At 43.9% G+C, this 21,834-nt stretch carries 16 protein-coding genes and 1 pseudogene; all 17 read right to left on the minus strand.

Features of this window, described 5'->3' with window-relative positions; all coding sequences use genetic code 11:
* Window positions 1-46: 46 nt before the first annotated feature.
* The 17 genes and pseudogenes from L0991_11670 to L0991_11750 all read right to left on the minus strand — a co-directional run bounded on the left by L0991_11670 (window position 47) and on the right by L0991_11750 (window position 21,832).
* Window positions 47-3,919: a TIGR02099 family protein gene (locus tag L0991_11670; GenBank protein ID XGB62060.1), complete on the minus strand. Its 3,873-nt coding sequence runs from the start codon at window positions 3,917-3,919 to the stop codon at window positions 47-49.
* A 10-nt stretch (window positions 3,920-3,929) separates the two neighbouring features.
* Window positions 3,930-5,399 carry a ribonuclease G gene (gene rng / locus L0991_11675; protein ID XGB62061.1) on the minus strand — a complete coding sequence of 490 codons (1,470 nt, stop codon included), beginning with the start codon at window positions 5,397-5,399 and terminating at the stop codon, window positions 3,930-3,932.
* A gap of 20 nt (window positions 5,400-5,419) precedes the next feature.
* Window positions 5,420-6,022, minus strand: coding sequence for a Maf-like protein (locus L0991_11680; GenBank protein ID XGB62062.1), 603 nt, complete (start codon window positions 6,020-6,022; stop codon window positions 5,420-5,422).
* Between the two features lie 7 nt (window positions 6,023-6,029).
* The gene (mreD, locus tag L0991_11685; GenBank protein ID XGB62063.1) at window positions 6,030-6,518 is read right to left on the minus strand and encodes a rod shape-determining protein MreD; all 489 of its coding nucleotides are present in this window, start codon (window positions 6,516-6,518) and stop codon (window positions 6,030-6,032) included.
* Window positions 6,508-7,395, minus strand: a complete 888-nt coding sequence (mreC, locus tag L0991_11690) for a rod shape-determining protein MreC (protein ID XGB62064.1) — start codon at window positions 7,393-7,395, stop codon at window positions 6,508-6,510. The genes mreD and mreC overlap by 11 nt, the downstream gene beginning before the upstream one ends.
* 94 nt (window positions 7,396-7,489) lie before the next feature.
* Window positions 7,490-8,533 carry a rod shape-determining protein gene (locus L0991_11695; protein XGB62065.1) on the minus strand — a complete coding sequence of 348 codons (1,044 nt, stop codon included), beginning with the start codon at window positions 8,531-8,533 and terminating at the stop codon, window positions 7,490-7,492.
* A 150-nt stretch (window positions 8,534-8,683) separates the two neighbouring features.
* Entirely contained in the window at window positions 8,684-13,765 is a 5,082-nt protein-coding gene (locus tag L0991_11700; GenBank protein ID XGB62066.1) for an MSHA biogenesis protein MshQ, read from the minus strand.
* A 2-nt stretch (window positions 13,766-13,767) separates the two neighbouring features.
* Window positions 13,768-14,196, minus strand: coding sequence for an MSHA biogenesis protein MshP (locus tag L0991_11705; protein XGB62067.1), 429 nt, complete (start codon window positions 14,194-14,196; stop codon window positions 13,768-13,770).
* Window positions 14,186-14,926: a prepilin-type N-terminal cleavage/methylation domain-containing protein gene (locus L0991_11710; GenBank protein ID XGB62068.1), complete on the minus strand. Its 741-nt coding sequence runs from the start codon at window positions 14,924-14,926 to the stop codon at window positions 14,186-14,188. The genes L0991_11705 and L0991_11710 overlap by 11 nt, the downstream gene beginning before the upstream one ends.
* Window positions 14,926-15,504 carry a type II secretion system GspH family protein gene (locus L0991_11715; GenBank protein ID XGB62069.1) on the minus strand — a complete coding sequence of 193 codons (579 nt, stop codon included), beginning with the start codon at window positions 15,502-15,504 and terminating at the stop codon, window positions 14,926-14,928. Before L0991_11715 ends, L0991_11710 begins: the two co-directional genes overlap by 1 nt.
* Window positions 15,501-15,992, minus strand: a complete 492-nt coding sequence (locus tag L0991_11720; protein ID XGB63898.1) for a prepilin-type N-terminal cleavage/methylation domain-containing protein — start codon at window positions 15,990-15,992, stop codon at window positions 15,501-15,503. The genes L0991_11715 and L0991_11720 overlap by 4 nt, the downstream gene beginning before the upstream one ends.
* Before the next feature lie 484 nt (window positions 15,993-16,476).
* Window positions 16,477-16,587 (minus strand): annotated as a pseudogene (locus L0991_11725) (type II secretion system GspH family protein).
* Between the two features lie 35 nt (window positions 16,588-16,622).
* Entirely contained in the window at window positions 16,623-17,198 is a 576-nt protein-coding gene (locus L0991_11730; protein XGB62070.1) for a prepilin-type N-terminal cleavage/methylation domain-containing protein, read from the minus strand.
* A 79-nt stretch (window positions 17,199-17,277) separates the two neighbouring features.
* Window positions 17,278-17,733 (minus strand): MSHA biogenesis protein MshF, encoded by a 456-nt coding sequence (locus tag L0991_11735; protein ID XGB62071.1) that lies wholly within the window; start codon window positions 17,731-17,733, stop codon window positions 17,278-17,280.
* 3 nt (window positions 17,734-17,736) lie between these two features.
* Window positions 17,737-18,960, minus strand: coding sequence for a type II secretion system F family protein (locus tag L0991_11740; GenBank protein XGB62072.1), 1,224 nt, complete (start codon window positions 18,958-18,960; stop codon window positions 17,737-17,739).
* Window positions 18,961-18,972: 12 nt separating this feature from the next.
* Window positions 18,973-20,697, minus strand: coding sequence for a GspE/PulE family protein (locus L0991_11745; GenBank protein ID XGB62073.1), 1,725 nt, complete (start codon window positions 20,695-20,697; stop codon window positions 18,973-18,975).
* The gene (locus tag L0991_11750; protein XGB62074.1) at window positions 20,687-21,832 is read right to left on the minus strand and encodes an MSHA biogenesis protein MshN; all 1,146 of its coding nucleotides are present in this window, start codon (window positions 21,830-21,832) and stop codon (window positions 20,687-20,689) included. The genes L0991_11745 and L0991_11750 overlap by 11 nt, the downstream gene beginning before the upstream one ends.
* Window positions 21,833-21,834 lie beyond the last annotated feature (2 nt).

A 21,834-nucleotide genomic window follows, 5' to 3' on the forward strand; every position in this document is an offset into this window, starting at 1 on the left:
ATTATGATTCAGAAATCACTATTTATCTGTATATTAGGCCTTACTTTTACTCAGCCAACTTCCTTAAGTTTTCTGGAAGTTGGAACTCACCAGAACTACGCGAAAGCTCGCTTACCGTTGGTGAATCCAAAGGACCTTTCACCGAGTAATTAACCTGTGTAAAGACCTCAACAACTGGTGAAATAACCGTAGTTACCGCCAACACATACAGCGCTGTTTGAGGCGTTACCGCAAACGCTGTTAGCACTGGAATACCCGAAGTGATATCTGGCGTAAAGTTTACTTCTGCATCTACCTGACGAGTATTTAGGTTAGCGATGCCTTTGATTTTCATCTCACCCGCCACGGCATCCATGTTCAGGTCATTGGTTAGGAAGATACCGTTTTGAATCTTGCCCGTGCCAGTAATGCTGTTAAATGCCATGCCTTTATCAAACACATCAGAGAAATCGAGCTGCATCTTACGAATGATCGAATCTAAGCTAAACAAGCCAAGTAAGCGAGCCGCCCCGCTCACATCTGAGATAATACCTTTACCGAACTTGGTTTTTACGTCGCCATCCAGAGTATCCATCTTGATACCCCAAGGTGAACCGTCCCAGTCAAGTTGAGCTTCCAGCTCAAACGGTGCTTTTTGAATCCCCGAGGTGATGCCAAAGCGCTCCATCAACTCACTGTTGTTTTCACCTTCCACATCAACTTTCAGCGATGAATGACTCTTGTCGCCATTCAATTCCCACCAACCACTGACATCCGCTTTGTTGCCGCCGCTGCGTACCTGAATTTTCTTCCACGCAAGGCGGTTTTCTTCTCTCGCTAGTTCAACGTCTACCTTGCCAACTTTATAGCCTTGTAGCCAGAAGTCGTTCAGGGTTAGCTTGAGATTCGGCATCACATCATGAATCTTTCTATCCAATTCAGAGATCAACGGTGCTTCTTGCTCTTTGCGTTGCAGCAATGGCTCTTGCTTTGATTTGTCGCTCCATTCTGGAACAAACAGGTGCAGGCGATCCAATGACACGGTTAAATCATAAGGAGGCAGATAATTAATATCCCCTTCTAACTCTTGGCTCGATACTTCCATTTGCCAAGCTTGTTTATTCTTGCGTGCACTAAAATCAACATCATTCCAAGAAATACCACCAAGAATCAGCTCTTTACTTTCAAAAGTCACACGACTTGGAGCAGGGATAGTTGGTGTGTTCATTTGGCTTAAAACAGCAGTTGATGGCTGTACCGGCTCCATGATCACCGAAAGCCAATCATCGGCATTAAACTTATCCGTACGAATCAATGCATGGTGCCCAACCACAGGGCTAATCTTATAGCCGCCTCGACCTAGCACTAGGTTAGTCGCGGTTAACTCAGGCACATCACCCGTGATATCAATTTCAGCTTGGTACTTAGTATTCGGCAACTGCAAACGCGCAGTAATCGCTTCTTGGTTACCTGATGCTTGTAGCCTTGCTGAACCAATTTCCAGTGACTTTTTCGCCAATGGATACGGGTAATCACTTGCCAGATACTTAAGATCAGACTGCAAATCCAATTGGTAAGTAAAGCCGATATCATTCAGTTGAATATCAATCTGGCTTTGCCATTGTGCATGACCAGATAGCCGACTAAGCCACTGCTCACCAATGTAAGGTTCTAAAGGCTTCACATCCCAGTCGCCCAAAACATCGATATCAACAGCGTAGCCAGGGCCATCATTCTGCCCTTTGAAATCAATAGAGATACTTTGTTTAAGCAAGTCTGCCGCTAAACCATTTGCAGTCACCACATCGTTATCAAACTCAATCCGACCCGTGGTGTTTTCCAACACCATTGGTGGCGCTTCAATTTCAACATGATTGCCGCTTAGGTCAGCGTAACCCCACGCTCTGGCTTCTTTATCAGAGTCGAATGGGATATTAAGCTGGAATTCGGAAGAGACATCACCGCTCACTTGAAGTGCGGTTAACGCAGCACCCACCGAGTCAACCAGTGGCGAAGCTGTCATGTAATCACGCACCGCATTACCTGACGCGGTGGCCTTTGCTTCTATCTCGATATGACCGCCTTCACCCAAGTAAGGAATACGACCTGTGATTCGATCGGCAGTCACATCCATTAATTGTGCAGAGCGAGAATCAAGATGCATCGCATCATTCTCAAACAATAGATCAAGTTGCAGGTCTGTAATCAGCGGCCACGCAGTATCAAAACTAAACTTGGCGTCTTCTAGTCCAACCCAGATTTGGAAAATGCCATCGTGATTCGCGTATGGGTACTGAGCCAATTCACCATGCCACAGCAGTTTTACAGTATCAGCCTTACCTGCTTGAATCGCTGTGGACAGGTAATCAGTCAAGTCCTGCCCTAGTGCTAAGGTCGGCAGGTAACGCCATGTTTCACCAACGTTGTAAGCGTCAGCTTCACCGTAAAATGATAAGTAAGGGCTCGCATCTTTAGGGAAATCTAAGCGAAATGCACCTAACACCTGTAAATCTGGCGTGGCTGCGGTGACTTTATCAGACCAAAGCTTCCAGCCGCTTTCATCTTGCTGCCATACAATATCAACCTGACCTTGCTTGATATTTAGAGGCGCTTGGAAAACATCGCCATACGGAAACACATCGTCAATAACATGTAGGCTGGCTTTTGCTTCTGTCATAGAGCCGAACACGCTACCAGAAACTTGGCTAAAGCCCGGCACTAAATCCCATTGCTCAATCGCAAGATCAGAAAAACTGGCTGAGTAACGTAAGCTCTCGATACCAGATTCCATCGATAGACGAATATCAGAGACCGTACCGCCCGGAGACAGCACATTTATCATCTTGGTTGACTCTTCTGAGTCTGGAAGCAACTTAATCAGCGGTGTGATGGTCGAAATATCGAGCTCAGATACGTTAAGTTGCCAAGGGCCTTGTTGCCATTTAAATGCTACATCAAGCTCAGGCCAAGGCGTGTCATCGGTTCTCAAGTTAAGTGAGTGACCATTCACTTGCCAGCCATCATCGATTGGAGACAATTTAAATACGCCTGATTCAAGCATCAAGTCATGCTTGCCATCTTCGTTCCAGGTCAATTCTGAAGGCAGCACTTCAACGTAGGCACTTACTGGCTTGCTATTACGTAACGTAAGCCAGCTATTTAGGCTCACGGTCCCCGTCTCAATGCCAGACTCCGCCTGCATGTAACGGGTTAACCAAGGTTTTATCGAGATGTTATCTGCACTGACATAAAACTCACCGGTCACATCAGTGAGTGAGCCGCCATCAATAAAGTTAGCGCTTACTGACAAAGAGTTGAGGTTGGCGTCTTTGATGCTCACAACGCCTTCTGCGAGGTGATGCTTACCTGAGTTCTGCCACTTTAAGGTTTCGATATCAAGTTGGCGCTCTTCATCAGAGACAGCACGATACAAAATGGTGGAATCTTTCGCGGTGACGTCGACCAATGTTTTCAGCAGCAGGTTATCGAGCTCATTCATCACTCGCTTAGAAGAGCCCGAATCTTTGGGTTTGTCTGTCTCGTTTTGCCCAGCAAACAGGTCAATAGAACGGATATCAAGATACATCTGATTCATAACCAGATCGGCTACAACCGGACGCATTTGAGCGAGCGATTGAATCAAGTCAAACTCGACTTCAACACGCTCAACAGAGAAGGTCACATCTTCTGCATTAGGAAGGCTGGCTTTTACACCTTGCAACGCGATGGAGGGGTGAGTGTTACGCCAAAAACCACCTACGTCTTGAATAGAAAACTCAAAACCAGAATGTTGATTTACCCAAAGCTCAATTTCAGATTGATACTTGTTTAAATTGGGTAAGGCTACACGCAGTGTAGTAACAGCAATGGCTAGCGTTACTAAGAGAGTAACCACTAACCATAAGCATGCACGTAGAATCAGAGTAACGCTTGAGCTCACAAAATTTCCATTACATCATAACAACATCAAACTGCTCTTGTATGTACAGAGGCTCAGCCTGGATTTTAACTTGTTTACCAATAAACACTTCAAGCTCAGCAAGCGCATGAGACTCATCGCCTTCTAGCGCTTCAGCAACCGCTGCAGCAGCATAAACCACAAACTTGTCAGCGTCGTAGGCACGGTTGACACGAGTGATTTCTCGAAGTATCTCATAACAAACGGTTTCAACTGTCTTCACGCTGCCACGACCTTCACAAGCAGGACAACTTGAACACAGAATATGCTCAATGCTTTCACGAGTGCGCTTACGCGTCATCTCTACTAAACCAAGCTGTGTGAAGCCATTAATATTGGTCTTTACACGATCTTTGTCTAGCGCACTTTCTAGGGAAGTTAGTACTCGCTTACGATGGTCTTCAGACAGCATATCGATAAAGTCAATAATGATGATGCCACCTAGATTACGCAAACGTAGCTGACGAGCAATCGCTTGTGTCGCCTCTACATTGGTATTGAAAATCGTCTCTTCTAGGTTACGACGACCAACAAACGCGCCGGTGTTGATATCAACCGTAGTCATTGCTTCCGTTTGGTCGATGATCAGATAACCACCAGACTTGAGCTCAACTTTACGATCCAGAGAACGCTGAATTTCGTTCTCAGTATCGTACATATCAAAGATAGGCTTATCACCTTCATACAGCTCAAGCTTATCAGTCAGCTCTGGTACGTATTCAGAAGTAAACTCTTTAAGGTTTTCATACTCAAGACGAGAATCGACCTGAATTTTGCTCAGTTCCGTTCCCACGAAGTCACGTAAGATACGTTGACTTAAACACAATTCACCGTACAAACGAGTACGCGCTTTATGCTTGCCACGGCGTTCCAAGACCTTGAGCCATAAACGCTTCAAAAATGCCGCATCTTGTGCGAGCTCGTTTGAATCAGCGCCTTCTGCAGCAGTACGGATAATAAAGCCACCATGCTCATCACAGTAATGAGAGACGACCTTCTTAAGACGATTACGCTCGGATTCGCTATCAATACGTTGAGAAACACCAACGTGACTCGCCCCAGGCATAAACACGAGGTAACGAGATGGCAGAGTGATATCAGTGGTTAGGCGAGCGCCTTTGGTACCAAGCGGGTCTTTAACGACTTGAACCACAATGTCTTGTCCTTGACGAACAAGCTCTGAAATATCGCGAACCTGAAATTGCTTCTTTTCATTTTCAGCGACACATTCAGTGTGTGGAACAATATCAGAGGCGTGTAGAAAAGCTGCTTTCTCAAGACCGATATCCACAAATGCAGCCTGCATTCCCGGAAGAACACGACTAACGCGACCTTTATAGATATTTCCTACGATTCCGCGTCGAGCGTCTCGTTCGATATGGATCTCTTGAAGAGTTCCCCCTTCAATCATGGCCACGCGAGTTTCACTCGGGGTCACGTTCAGCAACAATTCAGCACTCATGGTGCACCTCAGATTAGTAATTATAAGAATTCTTGCAGTAGCTGGTCCGTTTCAAATAAAGGTAAGCCGACAACGGCGTAATAACTACCTTCGATTCGGGTTACAAAGCGCCCACCCAAACCTTGGATCCCATAGCTACCGGCTTTATCGCATGGCTCCCCTGTTTGCCAGTATTGTTCTATTTCTTTTTCACTGAGGGGTTTAAACCATACGTCGGTAATAACGATTTCTGTTTTTTGTTTTTCTTGTGAAACCACTGAAACAGCCGTCATCACTTGATGTCGTCCATTCGCTAACTGAGTCAGCATACGCTTAGAGTCAGAAAAATCAGCGGGTTTCTCGAGCACTTGCCCTTGACTTACCACTACAGTGTCAGAGCCAAGCACTACAGTATCAGAACCAGAAGCTACATGCTGCTTTTCAGAAGGATTCGTTGTTAATAAAGACAGCGCAGCTAGAGCTTTATCTAAAGATAGTCGCTTAACGTACTCTTCGGCGGTTTCTTGAACATGTTTACACTCTTCAACATCGGTGACTAAGACAGAAAACTCATAACCGAGTTGAGATAGTAATTCTTTGCGACGCGGCGAACCGGATGCCAAAACTAAATGTTTCTTTTCCATCGTCACGCTACCTCACATGCCAATGGCGACGTACGCGTCTCATCAACAAGAACATCCAAGGCCAAAGTATACAGTTTATCAATGCACTCCATAACGATAATGGATTGAAGACAACATCTTGAATCAAATATTCGCCGAAGAATATCAACACCTCAAACAATACCGTTAACGCCGCAATGATCATGGCTTGTTGCCACAGTGCCATATTACGAATTACGAGGAAGTTTAATGCAACAATGTACATCACGATGGCCATCATCATGCCTCGAATACCTAATGTCGAACCAATCAAAAGGTCCCACAACAGGCCCAGAATCAAAGCGCTACCTACGTTAACACGATGAGGTAAAGCCAGAACCCAGTAACAAGTCACCAGCAGTAACCAAGACGGTCTGAACAGGTCTAAACTACCTGGCCATGGAATGGTTTGCAGAATAAGCGCGATCAATAATGAACAGCCAATTACTGTCTTGCTTCTTAAAACGCTATTGGCCATTTTCATCCTCTAACATTGCTTGCTCTATGTTGGATTGATCGGTCTGTTTCTGTTTGTTTTCGTCAGGCCACACAAGCAGCAGATACCTAAGCTTATCAAACTCAACCACAGGTTCAGCTTTGATTACCGCAAACTCACGTTTCGGATCGTAATCAACCTTAGAGACATAAGCGACTGGATAGCCTTCTGGATAAACACCACCAAGGCCTGACGTTACCAAGAGATCTTCTTCCTGAATGTCAGTACTGGTTGGAATGTGCTCTAGCTGGATTTCATCAATCATGCCATTACCAGAAGCAATCACACGGATATCGTTACGGATAACCTGGACGGGAATCGCATTGTTTGCATCCGTCAGTAGCAAGACTCGGCTATTGTGAGCCGCAACAAACGTCACTTGACCAACAATACCTTTCTCGTTGATCACAGGCTGACCTTCATACACCCCGTCAATCTGACCTTTATCGATCACGACTTGATGACGGTATGGAGAGGTATCAACGGCCATAACTTCAGTAACGACTTTCTTTTCATCACGGATAAACGGAGAACCCAGTAGCTTACGAAGGCGCTTATTTTCTTCTTGATATTGCTCAAGCAGAATAAGCTCGCTCTTCAGTCGCAAGACTTCTCGTTTCATATTATGGTTTGATTCGATCAGACCTTTACGAGTGCTAAAACGGTCGTATACACCGTCAAACATCGTACGAGGTAGGTTAGCTGCATATTGAATTGGTGCAACCATGCTGTTCAATAGATAGCGGACATTTGAGAAAGCATCTAAACGACTATCAGCCAGCATAAGGCTGGCTGATAAAATTACAGCAAAAAACAGGCGCAATTGTAGAGAGGGACCTCTACCAAAAATTGGCTTCATTCTATATTTGATCCTAGAGCTACATTTGATCCTATAGACAAGGTCCTAGGCTCTTTACATAAAACTAGATAATAAAAGAGCCTAACACTAGATATTATTCTTCGCTAAACAGATCGCCGCCGTGCATGTCGATCATCTCTAGGGCTTTACCGCCACCTAGAGCAACACACGTTAGTGGCTCTTCTGCAACAACAACAGGAATGCCTGTCTCTTCTGTTAGCAGACGATCAAGGTCTTTAAGCAGTGCACCACCACCTGTTAGTACCATACCGTTTTCTGAGATATCAGAAGCAAGCTCTGGTGGACACTGTTCAAGTGCAACCATTACTGCCGATACGATGCCAGATAGAGGTTCTTGAAGTGCTTCAAGGATCTCATTTGAATTTAGGCTAAAGCTACGAGGCACACCTTCAGCGAGGTTACGACCACGTACTTCGATCTCTTCTACTTCATCGCCAGGGTAAGCTGAACCGATTTCGTGTTTGATCTTCTCTGCCGTCGCTTCACCGATCAAGCTGCCGTAGTTACGACGAACGTAGTTGATGATAGCTTCATCAAAACGGTCACCACCGATACGAACAGAAGACGAGTAAACCACGCCGTTTAGAGAGATAACCGCAACTTCAGTAGTACCACCACCGATATCTACAACCATTGAACCCGTTGGTTCAGATACGCGTAGACCAGCACCAATCGCTGCCGCCATTGGCTCATCGATTAGGTAAACTTCACGAGCACCAGCACCTAGTGCAGATTCACGGATAGCACGACGCTCAACTTGTGTTGAACCACAAGGTACACAAACCAAAACGCGAGGACTTGGTTTAAGCACACTGTTGTCATGCACTTGTTTAATGAAGTGCTGAAGCATTTTTTCCGTTACGTAGAAATCAGCAATTACGCCATCTTTCATTGGACGGATCGCTGAGATGTTGCCAGGCGTACGACCAAGCATTTGCTTAGCAGCGTGGCCAACAGCAGCGACACTTTTTGCAGAACCCACACGATCTTGGCGAATAGCTACAACTGAAGGCTCATCAAGAACAATGCCTTGGCCTTTTACATATATAAGGGTATTGGCAGTACCTAAGTCAATCGATAGGTCGTTTGAAAACATGCCACGAAGTTTTTTAAACATATTCTTCGCTCATCCTGCAAGAATTAGAAGACAAAAATTGCACTAAATGTACCAATGCCTTGCTGTCACGGCAAGGCATTGAAGTATAAACATGGACTGAAACCCGCAATTTCTTACAGATTCCTAACTTAACCGTCAAAAATTATATTATTACTGACCTGTTAAGCCACTTTCACCTCGGTAAATAACACGATCGTTACCACGGTAGATGCCAAATGTGACGACGGTGGAAGGATCTTCATCGCCTAACTGACGCCAGTTGTATTGCAACCAAGGTTGATCTTCGTAATCTGTCGAACATGATATGTCATTTTCACCCGCCTTCTTACTTGGCTTCGAGTCATCCATTCTCAACCATAAACGAACTTGTTCACGTGGTGAATCTGTGCCTGCAGGCGTATTTTGATTCGCAGTAATCTCTTCTTCACCATCATCGACGCTGCCATCGCCGTTAAGCGAAGCCAACGTGGTTGCGGCCCCTTCACTGTGCCAAATCACTTGTTTACAAACTTTTGAACCATCAAATGCGCTGCGATTATCATCTTCATTAACGACAAATTCGCTGCCATCCCAAAACTCGGCTCGTAATGGAATAGTTAGAGTAGTACCAGAATTACCACCAATATCATCTAGGACCATTCGACCAAAACGAGCTGGAGGTTGAACCAGAAATTCTACAGAATCTGTCAAAGTATCAGAATCAGTAAATGACACAGGATCAATCCCGTCTACCGTTAAGCCGAAATGGGTAACTGTAGAATTAGCATCCGATGTATTAAAAGGATTATCCTTGCGGCTAACGCTATCAGAATCCGTAACTCGCTTAAGAACAGCAGCACCATCGTTCAACAACCAATGCTTGCGATCAATAGACCAAGCACCGGCCCCTGTATCCAGTAAGAACTCGTTATCGATAGCTGTGTCATCTAAAACACCAAATTTCGCCTGTAAGTCTGAATGGAAGAAACGGTAATTGTTAAGCGCGTTGCCGACACCGCTTTCACCTGATGCCATTGGATACACTTGATGAACGCTTGAGTCGTAAGGTTGACTCAAATAAGCAATATCGTTTTGATTAGCGACATTCCATTCAGGGTTCTCTTGCAGGAAGTATTTCGGATAGAAGCGGCCAATTGATTTACTTCCATTAAAGCCACCTAAAATGGAGCTGTAAAAGCTCCCGGTTTCAGTTGCAATAAAATTAAAGCTACCCGCTTCTGAGTATTTTAAATTTTTAAATTTATAACCGTTATCAGAAAGCACTATATCGGAGCTAGATTGAGTTAGCTGACTAGCCGGTTCTAAGCTACCTAACACTGCACCACTATCATTAGGTGTATCTAATGTATGAGTTGCACCCACCGCCCCGGAAGAAAGCAAATAGTTTTGTGTTACCAAGCTATTATTACATTGCTGACTTGCATCACTCGTGAACCGAATAGGTTTGGCAAACACGTCAAACTCTTCCCCAGCAGCAACAAACGCACTCCCACTACTACTGTTTCCATCAGAATTGTCGTTCGTGCAGATTGCAAATTTCCAAGGTCGAGAATTCACCAAGAAGCTACCAGAAAGTTTATCAATACCACTTTCAGGACAACCCGATATTTCACTACAGTCGAAGCTGTTGTCGGTCAACGTTACCTTGAATTGACCCGACTCTTGAATCGAAAGTGTATCGGTTGTTTCACCCTGATCACTTAACTCAAAATCTGGAGTGTAATCTAGTAAGCTTATCGTACCGTCTCCATTCGCAGGCTTAACTATATCTAAACTCACAGTGGGCGTGCCTACATAATCTTGTGACAACGACGAGTCTTGCGTATTGCACGACGATACCTTTGCCGTCACGTCGTACCCCTCGCCAGCCACAACAAACTGCTCATCAACATCAAACTTATAAGGTACGAAGTTAATTTTTGATGCTGCTGTTTCTAACTCACCATTCCAGGTACCACTGACATCATAACTCTCTAATTTAGAAGAAGATAAGTACAGCGTTCTTTGCCCATTCACAAAGTGGCTTTGATAGTCCCCTGAAGATGTAGAACAACTATTTCCATTTTTATCTTCACACCACTTCCCAGCAGAGTTTGGGGCATGAGATGCAGTAAAACTATCTTGAATGGTACTAATTACATTGCCGTCATCATCTACGACTTTGAATTCAACCTCAGCCACTTCACAGGTTAGAACGTGTGACTGCTTGGGGGTAACAACAAGAGAACCTGTAGGAATAGGGGGGAGCGGACAACTGTAATCCGGCTTATTGATAGTGACATTAGAATTAAACTGAGTCGTTCTTGCCGTTACTGCACCTTCAACTGAGGATTGATTTAACTCAATATAATCCGCAAGAATAAAACCTTTAAATATCGAATTACTTCCTTCAAAGATCACTTTAGCATCGGGAGCATAGATTATTGGATAGGCATCTTCCGAAGATATTTCAACCCGATTTGAAAAGCGAATTTCATCAATAACATTAAGTTGGCTTCCTGATTCGAAAATAAATTGAGCTGAGCCTGAGCTATATTTGAACGAGCCAAATGTTACTGAAGCTAGTTTAGGGATAACTAACTCAACATCGTTACCGTTTGATATGTTTAAGTTTGAAATATAAATGCCATCCTTTAGCTTCACTCGAACGACATTATAGTCAGTGCCCCACTTATTAACCGTCAAACTAGAAAGACTTTTCTCAATTGTAACTTCAACATTTCGTCCACTTTCTTGATATGAACATAACGATGAACCAGCACCACATGAAAGGGCTATGTTGTCATTACCTGCGTTTAAAATAAGCGAATCGCTAGGTGTTTGTATCGGAACAGAAACCACATTCGCACCATCGATTTTACGCAAGCTATTCAATGAATCATTGTTTCCAAGATCACAACCGTATTGCCCCTCACAAATCGGGTTATTATATATTTTATCTAATGTGTCATAGTTGGCATGATCGAAACCTAGCATTAAATATTGCTGCATAGCATGACGCAAACTCGGGGAATCATCATAGAATTGGTAGTCGTCAGACTTTGTGTTTAGATATCGAGATATATAGTCGTCAGACCAACCCAAAAAACGCACCGAATTGTTAGTTACAGTAAGTTCGCTACTTACTCCTGTCCAACTTTGAATTGGCTCTGGAAATAAGTTACATACGTTGACAGGAATTTCTACTTCAGGAATTTCAAAAGCAAAGTAGCCTACTGATTCATAAGCACCATGCTTACGAGTACTCAGAGATGGTGCATCTTCATCAAATGCGAACGTAAATTGCGACTCTCCACCACTTACGTACTGCTTACAGTAACGTAGCCAACCACCATCACCTCCATTTCGGGTTTGCTTATTGGCAATCACCCCAAATTTATCGAAGTTTTGATGAAGCGAGATTTCATTATTCAAGCATGACCAACCTATAGACTTATCTGGCTCTATCTCTATTTTCTGGTTGTAGGTACCTGGTGCTTGGTAGAATTCTATCTTCGATGATTTAGACTCATCTTGGCCGTAAAAAGTAGGGACGGCTAAGTATGCGATTTTCTTAGCAGAAGAGGTTGGCCCCTGTCGCCCTCGCTCTAAAGCAAGTTTGAATTTCTGGTTAGTTAAACCGGAGATTGCAGTCGTCGCCCAATCTCGATCCTTACCTTGAACTTGAGCCATGATCACAGGGTTAGCAATAGGCCCTCCCTGATATGTAACAGTTTCCCAATCAGAGCTGCCACAAGCATTCCCCTTACATTGAGCTTTAGAAGTTATGATATTGCCAGCTTCACCATAAACCTTAGAACCATTGTGATCGTAAAAAGTTAGCCTTCCAGGCTCAGTAACAAAGTAGTAAATCGGCGACATTCGATCCGTGGAGCTATAACTCTCAGCCGACTCACTTTCAATGGTTGCGCCTTTCTTCGAATCCCAAATAGTCGCAACACTAGTCTTAGTAGGTACGCTATTCACAATATTATCGGGGTCAATAGTCGACATTAAGAATACAATTGGATTCTCATATTGCTTTTGAAACAACAAGTTGCAACCATGAGTACAATCCATCCCTTCAATAGAACCAAACTCATAAGGTACATCTTTCAGACTAGGCTGATCTGGCAAACAGTCGTTGGGAACAGCGCCATTCAACACAGCGTTATCATGTAGGTCGATTTTCTGGGATGTAACACCACCATTGAGGGTCACATTCTTATGAAGTTTAACTTCGGTATTCGCTAAAATTAGAGCATTGAATTGATAAGTATCATCAGAGTGAAAGTGGGCTTCATCTCCATGCACGATAATCCAAAAATCCTCGGCACTACCTTGATGCTCTATTTTCCCGTTATGCTCTACTTCAATATTCTTAACATGCAACTTTGTATGAGAGCCAACCTTTAAAATAGCCGAGCCTGAGCGATGATCTTTTCCTATTTTCAGGGTTTCAATCACATACTCTCCTTGAAGCTCTAAAGTACCACTTTCAATAATGACCTCATGATAGTAGTTACTATTTAAAGTTGTACCATCTAAGGCACTGCCGCTAGTCACCGCAACATTTTCATACCCATCATTATCTATATCGATAAAATTTGGAACGATCGTAGCCGCAAGTGATTCATCAACAGCACAACGTAATCCATCACACCCCCCATTCGAGGTATCATCTTTGAAGTCTTTGTTAGATTCATCCCCATTGAAGAAACCGATCTTTCCATCAATAGTTGTATTCGTTATTTGTGTTCCATCTTTTAAATGGAGTTTTATTTTTTCATTACTTGACCAACGTTGGGCAGGTCCCTTAAAAACATCACAAGTTTGAGGAACTGTTGGAAAAGGAGGACGGGGCTTAATAGAACGACACTCTAAGTCATCGCCATGATGCAACCAGAACTGTACCCAGCTATTATCCGTTTCATACAGTGAGCTCGACGCCGTAATAACATGACTGTTGTTGCGAGTAGCTGTAAATCTTTTAAGGGCTTTGGAGTAAACAATTTTAATATCATCTCCATTGCTAGCGGCCGCATCCCTGATGATTGGATGGCCTCCCGAACGCTTATTACTCCAGATTGTTGTTCCAAACTCGGAAAGCTCGGTATTTGAGTTATGATCTACTTCATAGTTAATTTCAAAACCATCGGTGTTATTCAAGTTTACATAACAAGAATCCCAAGAATTGGCTAAAGCAAAGTTCATAACAAAAAGCTGGGATAAGATAAAAACATATTTCAACATAACTATTCCCTCACCCAAACTTCTTGAATACGCTGTACTTGGTTTATACCCGAACCACAGATTGCTGTTGATTCAATTTTGAAAAAGCCAACACCATCTAGCACACCGATTTGTCGACAAGTTAATTGATCTACGGTACAGATAGTCGACATCCCACCACTCACTTGGTTTGAGTTTAAGTTGCTACACACAGTGCTCACACTGGTTGAGACCGCAGGCGAAACGGCTAATGGATAAACTTGAGTGAGTGCCCACTCATTAGCGGAATGAGCTAATAACCAAGCCTGTGTTCCAAGCTGTTTGCGAGTCAATGTATCGTGGTTTGACCATTGCACTTGCACTAAAGAAGTCGCAAGAAAGCCCATCACCACAATAACAAATACTGCGATGACCAAAACACTACCTTGTTGAGATGATTTTCTATGGCGCATTGAGTACCTGCACATCTTGTTGGTAAACGCTTACTTCACTATTCTGCTCAAGTACAAGATCGATGTGAATCACACCACCTCTTTGCAAGCTCGGCTCTTCATAACGAAAATTACTTTGAGCATAATTAATACTGTCCGCAACAGTGACTCCATTACGTTGAATTAACCCTTGGTTCTGAATAGTATCGTTCACTAAGCAATAACTCACAGAGGCATTCTCATCGTAAATATAATGTCGCTCAGCCTTGGAACGACTATCTAAAGTCACAGAAGGAGCAGTAAAAACATTGTTAGTTGAAATCAGCCCTGACACTGAAATCCGCTTTGTTGAGCCAACTCCTAGTTCAGAATAGTTCGTCGGGTTAATGATCAGGAAATCACCTGTATCGAGGATGGGGGAATCTTGCCCGATAATAAAATTCAAGTTATCTGTCGCTTCATCAAGGTGGTAGAAACCAGAATATTTAATAGCGTAAAAGGTAAGACATTTCTGAGCAAAAGCCGAAGCAGGCATAATGCTCGAATCAAAACTGTTAGGAACCGCATGGCTGATCTCGCGCGACATTTTCTCGACAACAAACTGCCCTTTTACTTGCACCTTTTGTCTATCGATAGTGTCAACATACCCTTTCATTCCGTATTCAACAAAACCAGCAATCGCTAGACCAATAACAGCAACTACAACGATCGTTACTATCATCTCTATTAAAGTGAAACCACGTTGCTTCATTAGTAGTTCCCCTTGTAAGCAATCAAGCTATAACGGTTGTTACCACCAAAGACCTGTAACTCAACGCGTTTCATTGTGCCAATAGATTCATCATCAATTCCATCCATATTGGCATCGTAAAAAACAGACACTTCGACCCGAAAATTGGCATAGCTGCCCTCAATATTTTCGTCTAGGATATTAGCAAGTGGATACTTTACAGAGGAAATACAAGACGACTCTGTGGTATCTGTATACCAACACCCAATATAGTCATCCACATCGTTGAAGGTAGCAGGGGTGCTCTCACCATCATCAATATCTGCCATTAGCTTATCTGGGGTTGTACATTGGTCCTCATAATCCGCGTCGCCACAACGCATTATCCCCCCGTCAAAGTCACTATTATGGTCAAACCCTCTAGCTAAAATTTGATTCATCAAGCTTTGCCCTAACGCAACTGAGCGGTTTTGATATTGTGGGTCGGCTGAGCTTGCCACTTGTGGTGTTAAAAAACTGGTAATTGTGACCATCGCAATACCTAGGACGATAATCACAATAATACTTTCAATCAGAGTAAATCCACGTGAGCGAATCATAGACAGGTTCCTTCACGCACATAGCCCTGAGAATTAATACAAACTTGGGCGCTATTGCTCGAAGTGGTTGAGTTAATCGTAATATTCACGCCAGCGCTTACTGAAGGGTTCCCTAATAGATCAAAATCGATAATCGTATTGGTAGGGGAAAATGTAATACCTGACTCACGCACATAGTCACTACGAGCATCGGCTTGTGATTTTTGAGCGCTATTCGATAAATTTAAACTACATGCCGAGACCGAACCTAAGCAGTCACTATTGATCACAAGACGGAAACTATCATTAGCAGAAGAAACGTTTGATTGCATTCGATTAACTTGAATTTGACGAATGACGGAAATGGCTTGCTCTTGCGCAGAAAAAGTAGAGAAGCTAGAAGTACCAACGAAGCGACTTGCGGCAAAAGTGGAAACAATACCGAGAATAATAATAACGATGATCAGCTCTACCAGAGTAAAGCCTTTAGATATGGGACTGCTATCCATCATTAGCCTCTAACTGCCTAGCGAATACCAATTATATAAGATAATGAAGTTTACGATCTTATGTATATGAATAGTTTTAATATTTATGTGTTATAGATAGCAAAAAGGCCAGCAGGTGCTGGCCTTCAATAGCTAAAACTAACTAGTCATTACAGTTACGAATAGTAATAACAGGCTCAGCAGAGCTGCTTGCTGCAGCCTCATAAGTAAGGTGACAATCTGTATTGCTATTGGTAAATCCATAGCCAACACCTGCAGTTGCACCACTAACTAGAGTCCAATCTGCAGTTAAACCAGATACAACTTGAGTCAGAGCGGCAGAGGTCGCTTCAGGGTAACCAAAAACAACTGTAATATCAGTGCCTGTACCTACATCAAGAGATGAAGATGCAGCAGTCTCCACGCCTGCAATAGCCGCTTTACCATAAACAATACCAGCCGCACCATTAATAGCACCTTTTAGTCCCTGTACTGCGGATGCACGAGCATCATCTTGCAGGTTTAGGAAACGTGGTGCCGCAGTTACAGCAAGAATACCTAGAATAACAATTACAACCACTAGTTCGATTAGGGTGAAACCGCCTTGTCTTTTCATAGTTAAGCTCTCTCTATGTTTAATTTTACGCAGACTTACTGCAAAGTTACGGTCACACGACCAGTTTTAATTTCGTAAACAAATTCATGCTCGGTGCTACCTTCCAATTGAACGTAGGTACAGGTTGCATCACCAGAATTTGCTTGCGCTGAATACTTGTAGTTTGAGTCGTTCGCTACATCTGAAACAGGGCCCACTTTTGGTGGATTTTGCAGCAAGTTTTCCATCAACTCAGAACATGTTTGGTCTGAAATATCTTGTGGTGCCGTGCCAGAATTGTTGTTCAGGGTCCATGGATAACCGTCTCGAAAGTCAGTATCCACATTGCTACTGTTCTTTGATCTTGTTAACCAAAAATCAACACCATCATAGTTTACAGTATTGTATGTTTCAACACCAATCTTCTCTGAGGGTCTTGCTTCCGCTTCCCATTGTGCTCTTGCTGACAAAACAGCCGTTGCAAAGCCACCAGCGACACCTTCAATACTGGATTTTTTGGCCTCATCCGTCACATCGAGGAAACGAGGCAACGCAGCGACCGCCAATAAACCAACGACTACGATCACTATCACTAATTCGACAAGGGAGAAACCCTTTTGATTCTTAAGCATTTTCTACCTACTCATCTAATTATTAACGCGCATTATACATTCGCGCACGTATAAAACCATACTAAAACTGTCAATATTTTCACAAAGCCAAAATATTGGCTCTCACACTGAACCTTTCGCCCTTGAGCAATATATCTATCTGATATTTATCACCATAATGATAAGCACAATGAAACTGTATGTTATCACTTTGGTCTTCAACTCTTGGCGAGTTTAGTCCTAGAATACTCTTCGGTGGATATAATTGATCCAGCCAATAATTGCAGTCGACCTTTGGGCCTTGAGTCGGCATTACCCAACCTGTTCTGCTGTAGTTTTTAGGGTGTTCCGAGTCGCTTTCTTGCTCTGCACCTTTTAACAAGTATTGTTGTTTGAACAGATTGGCTTGCTCAAGGATACGCTTACTTGCCACGATTAATGCCGTATTGGTCGCATCCTCTTCTACTGACTCCCATGCAGAAAGTAGCCCTATAGTTAGAAAAAGAATAACCACTGTCCAAATCACAAAACGTGAGCGTTGTAGGTTATTTAGCATTCCTTAACCTTTGATTGCATCCAGCATTCCCCACATCGGTAAGAAAATACCGAGAGCAAGAATCAACACCATGCCTGCTACTATGGTCAACAAGATCGGTTCTATTCTTGCGGTCAAGGTTTTCAGGTCATAATCGACTTCTCGATCATAATAGTCAGCCACTTCAAGCAATAACTCATCGATACGACCAGTCTCTTCACCTACCGAGATCATTTGTATCACCAGCGGCGTGAAAATTTCGCTGTTAATCGCCGTCGAAGAAACCGTACTACCCGCTTCGATAGCCGACTTCATGGCTTGTACCCGCAGCTCTAAAAAGCGGTTATCCAAGGCTTCAGCAGATAGTGCTAAAGATTGATTGAGCGGCACACCCGCTTTCAGCATCAACGCAAAGGTACGCGAGAAACGTGACAGTAATGCTCGGTTCACGACCCCGCCGATGACAGGTATCTTTAAGCGAATCCTATCCCACTTCTCTAGGCCTTTATCCGTCTTAATCCAGGCTTTAAATGCAAAGATAAGACCAAAGATCACACCGAGCATGATCCCCCAGTAATTAACAAAGAACTCAGACATGCCAATTAAGATACGAGTCGGCAGTGGCAAATCGACACCAAACCGTGCAAACATACTGGAGAACTGTGGAATAACCTTGATGTTAAGTATGAACATCGCGATCAAAATAAAGCTGATAACGAAGGTTGGGTAGCGCATCGCGGTCTTGATTCGCTTTCGAGTCTCGACTTCTTGTTCGTAGTAACCCGCTAATTGCAGCAAGGCCTGATCAAGACGACCTGTATTTTCACCAACACCGATCATCGAGACAAACAGTGGGCTAAACACTTTAGGGTGCATCTGCATCGACGCCGCTAAACCACGGCCATTGGTTAACTCAGCAACCACCTCTTCAAGCGCTGCCTTCAACTGCTTATTTTCACAGTTTTGAGTCAGGCCTTTCATCGACCTTAACAATGGAACGCCCGCTTTAGTTAAGCTGTATAACTGACGGCAGAACAGTACCAGGACTTCAAGTGGCACACTCGGTGAGAATAGTGCAGAGACGTCCATATCCAATACGGAACCACCACTTTTCCCAAGCTTAATCGAGGTTGGGATAATCCCCTTACTCATCAAGCTTTCAGCGGCAAGATCTTCGCTATTCGCGTCTAATTGACCACTGACTTGGCTGCCATCAGAGCTTCGACCTACATAACGATACGTTGGCATATCACTCTACCCCTACAGATAAATTGGGTCAGTTGAACCAGACGCGTCACCTTCGCCGAGGTTCATTATCTCGTCGAGGCTCACTACGCCCTGCAAAGCCAACTCCATCGCAGAGGCTAATAGAGGTTTGTAATTTTCAGACTGTCTTGCGGTTTGAGCAAAACCAACTGCATCATTAGCTCTCAAAGCATCCATCATGTTGTGCTCAAGCTCCAACATCTCGAATACACCGATACGCCCGCGATACCCGGTTAAGTTACAGTTCTGACAACCACGTCCTTTCATGAAAGGGACACCGACTTGATTCGGGAAACGAACGCTCAGCCACTGTTTGCGCGCCTCATCCAACTCGTCATCAACTTTACAGTCGGTACAAACTTTACGAACCAATCGCTGCGCCACTACCGCACGAACTGCACTCGCAACTAAGTAACCAGGTGCCCCCATATCCATCATACGCAGTGCACTGTCTACCGCATCGTTGGTGTGAAGGGTACTTAGCACTAAGTGACCGGTAAGTGCTGCTCTCAAACCAATCTCAACCGTCTCATGGTCACGCATCTCACCAATAAGAATGATATCGGGATCCTGACGTAAAAAGGTTCTTAAGATCGTAGAGAAGTCGAGATTGATTTTAGGATTAACCTGCACTTGGTTGATTCTAGGCAGGCGGTATTCCACCGGGTCTTCCGCAGTAATAATTTTTTTACCCGGCTCATTCAGTTCACTTAGCGCACCATAAAGGGTGGTTGTTTTACCCGAGCCCGTAGGACCTGTGACTAGAATCATTCCGTGCGGGCGGCGTAATTGTTTACGAAGACGAACCAGCAGGTCACTCGGGATACCCGACGCTTCCAATTTACGTAAACCAGCAGACTGGTTAAGCAGACGCATAACCACAGATTCACCGTGCTGCACTGGCATCGTCGACATACGAATATCGACAGACTGACCTTTCGCTCGAATATTGAAGCGACCATCTTGAGGAAGGCGCTTCTCTGAGATATCAAGGTTTGCCATCAGCTTTAAACGTAATACCAACGCAGAAGCGATATTCACTTCGTTAAGGAGAGTTTCATGTAACACGCCATCGATACGCTGACGAAGACGTAGCACATTAGAATCAGGTTCAATATGGATATCGGAAGCACCCACTTGAATCGCATCTTCAAACAGCGAGTTGATCAGTTTAACCACTGTCACTTCATCACTGTCTTCTTCTGCGATATCAAAATCGAAAGCTTCATTAACTTGGTGCTCTGCATGAAGCTGCTCAGCAAATGAGGCGATCTCTTTGGTTCTACGGTAGTAGCGATCAAACCCATCAACCAATTGTCTTTCTGGCGCCACAACAAACTCAAGTGCGTAATCACCTAATTGGCCAAGCAGTGATTCCTGAGCAAACAGATCCGCAGGATCACTCATAGCCACACGCAGCGTGTCACCTTGTCGACCAATAACCAATGCGCGAAGACGGCGGGCATGTACTTCAGGTAAAAGCTGAACCGCTTCAACATCAACGTTCGCTCGACTTAGATCGATAAGAGGAATAGCAAGCTGTTGCGACAAAAAACTCAGCATTTGCTGTTCAGACAAGAAGCCTAGTTCGATCAGTGCATCACCAAGCTTACGACCAGTACTTTTTTGAGAAGCAAGCGCTTGTTCGACTTGAGCCTCAGTGATGATGCCTTCCTCAACAAGCAAATCACCTAGCCTTTTTCTTAATCTAATTTGCATTGCTGCTCTCCTCTAAAGCACTGATTATTTTCAATCGGTCACGCACAAAGCTTTGTGATTGAGATGAGATACCGACTCGAGTTAACGCACCTTGGTATGATTGTCTTGCTGCAGCGAAATCTAACTGTCGCTCTTGCTGTATCGCTAAACCTAACCACCAGCGAGCGTTCTCAGAATCAATCTCGACCAGCTTTTGGTAACTCTCCAGTGCTATTTCTTCTTGCTGTGACTTTTGGCTCAGCGCAGCACGCATTGCTAAGTATTCTTGAGTTGGATGCGGAGGCATATGTATTAGAGGGCTTAACGCTGCTTCTGCTTGGTCCGCTTTAACCAACAGTTTTGATAAACCCAAACGTAGCTTTTCACTATTGATGTTGAGCTTAATACCCGACTGAAAAAGTTCGTAAGCTTTGCGAGTATCGCCCTTGCCGAAATAGAGAATGGCGAGCTTTTGACGAACATCCTCATTTCTTGGCGTATAACGAAGTGCTTCGTTGTACCCCTTCAATGCACCAGTAAGATCATTGGCATCCAGCGCTTTCTGAGCTCGCCCTTGAGCATTTACAGAAAGCTGCTCTGGGGTCAGTTCTACTTGTTCAATCAGTATTCCACTGTTTTCTGAATCTTTTGGCTCATCAGAAATAGAAGCTGGGCTGCTCTTCACAACACTCGCAATCAAGGCCGGCTCAGGAGCTTGTGTCGTATTTACTTTTGTTGTTGCTGTCGGTTTCGCTTGTACCTGAGGTTTTGTTATTTGTGGCGTTTTAACCACTGCATCCACAACTGGCACCTGAGTTCGAGAGCTCGTATCTGAGCTTGCTTGAGTTAGATAAGAAGAATCGACCGTCACTAACTTCTTAGTTGGCGATGACGGAGCTTGAGTAACAATTGCAGGTACTTCTGGCGAGCTGTCTACAATAGAAACCTGAACCTGCCTATCTCGAGTAGAAATTGAGTTATCGACCGTTGGGCCCTGTGATATCGCCCAACCGCCCATGGCCAAGCTCAGAGTAAAACCTGCAGCTACCCACACCAATGGTGATCGCGTTTTTACCTTAGGAACGACTGCGGCTTCTATTGCTGTCGCTGATTTTTTCTTTGCCAATTCAGACAAGGCGTTATTAATGACACTCATAA

It is taken from the genome of Vibrio chagasii (genome assembly GCA_041879415.1).
Classification (GTDB): domain Bacteria; phylum Pseudomonadota; class Gammaproteobacteria; order Enterobacterales; family Vibrionaceae; genus Vibrio.

What these genes read in the sequence shown, in the direction of transcription:
- L0991_11680 (XGB62062.1), bottom strand. Translation starts at nt 6,022, where the DNA reads ATGGAAAAGAAACATTTAGTTTTGGCATCCGGTTCGCCGCGTCGCAAA.
- L0991_11710 (XGB62068.1), bottom strand. Translation starts at nt 14,926, where the DNA reads ATGAAGCAACGTGGTTTCACTTTAATAGAGATGATAGTAACGATCGTT.
- L0991_11720 (XGB63898.1), bottom strand. Translation starts at nt 15,992, where the DNA reads ATGGATAGCAGTCCCATATCTAAAGGCTTTACTCTGGTAGAGCTGATC.
- L0991_11700 (XGB62066.1), bottom strand. Translation starts at nt 13,765, where the DNA reads ATGTTGAAATATGTTTTTATCTTATCCCAGCTTTTTGTTATGAACTTT.
- rng (XGB62061.1), bottom strand. Translation starts at nt 5,399, where the DNA reads ATGAGTGCTGAATTGTTGCTGAACGTGACCCCGAGTGAAACTCGCGTG.
- L0991_11745 (XGB62073.1), bottom strand. Translation starts at nt 20,697, where the DNA reads ATGCAAATTAGATTAAGAAAAAGGCTAGGTGATTTGCTTGTTGAGGAA.
- mreD (XGB62063.1), bottom strand. Translation starts at nt 6,518, where the DNA reads ATGGCCAATAGCGTTTTAAGAAGCAAGACAGTAATTGGCTGTTCATTA.
- L0991_11730 (XGB62070.1), bottom strand. Translation starts at nt 17,198, where the DNA reads ATGCTTAAGAATCAAAAGGGTTTCTCCCTTGTCGAATTAGTGATAGTG.
- L0991_11705 (XGB62067.1), bottom strand. Translation starts at nt 14,196, where the DNA reads ATGCGCCATAGAAAATCATCTCAACAAGGTAGTGTTTTGGTCATCGCA.
- L0991_11740 (XGB62072.1), bottom strand. Translation starts at nt 18,960, where the DNA reads ATGCCAACGTATCGTTATGTAGGTCGAAGCTCTGATGGCAGCCAAGTC.
- L0991_11750 (XGB62074.1), bottom strand. Translation starts at nt 21,832, where the DNA reads ATGAGTGTCATTAATAACGCCTTGTCTGAATTGGCAAAGAAAAAATCA.
- mreC (XGB62064.1), bottom strand. Translation starts at nt 7,395, where the DNA reads ATGAAGCCAATTTTTGGTAGAGGTCCCTCTCTACAATTGCGCCTGTTT.
- L0991_11735 (XGB62071.1), bottom strand. Translation starts at nt 17,733, where the DNA reads ATGCTAAATAACCTACAACGCTCACGTTTTGTGATTTGGACAGTGGTT.
- L0991_11695 (XGB62065.1), bottom strand. Translation starts at nt 8,533, where the DNA reads ATGTTTAAAAAACTTCGTGGCATGTTTTCAAACGACCTATCGATTGAC.
- L0991_11715 (XGB62069.1), bottom strand. Translation starts at nt 15,504, where the DNA reads ATGATTCGCTCACGTGGATTTACTCTGATTGAAAGTATTATTGTGATT.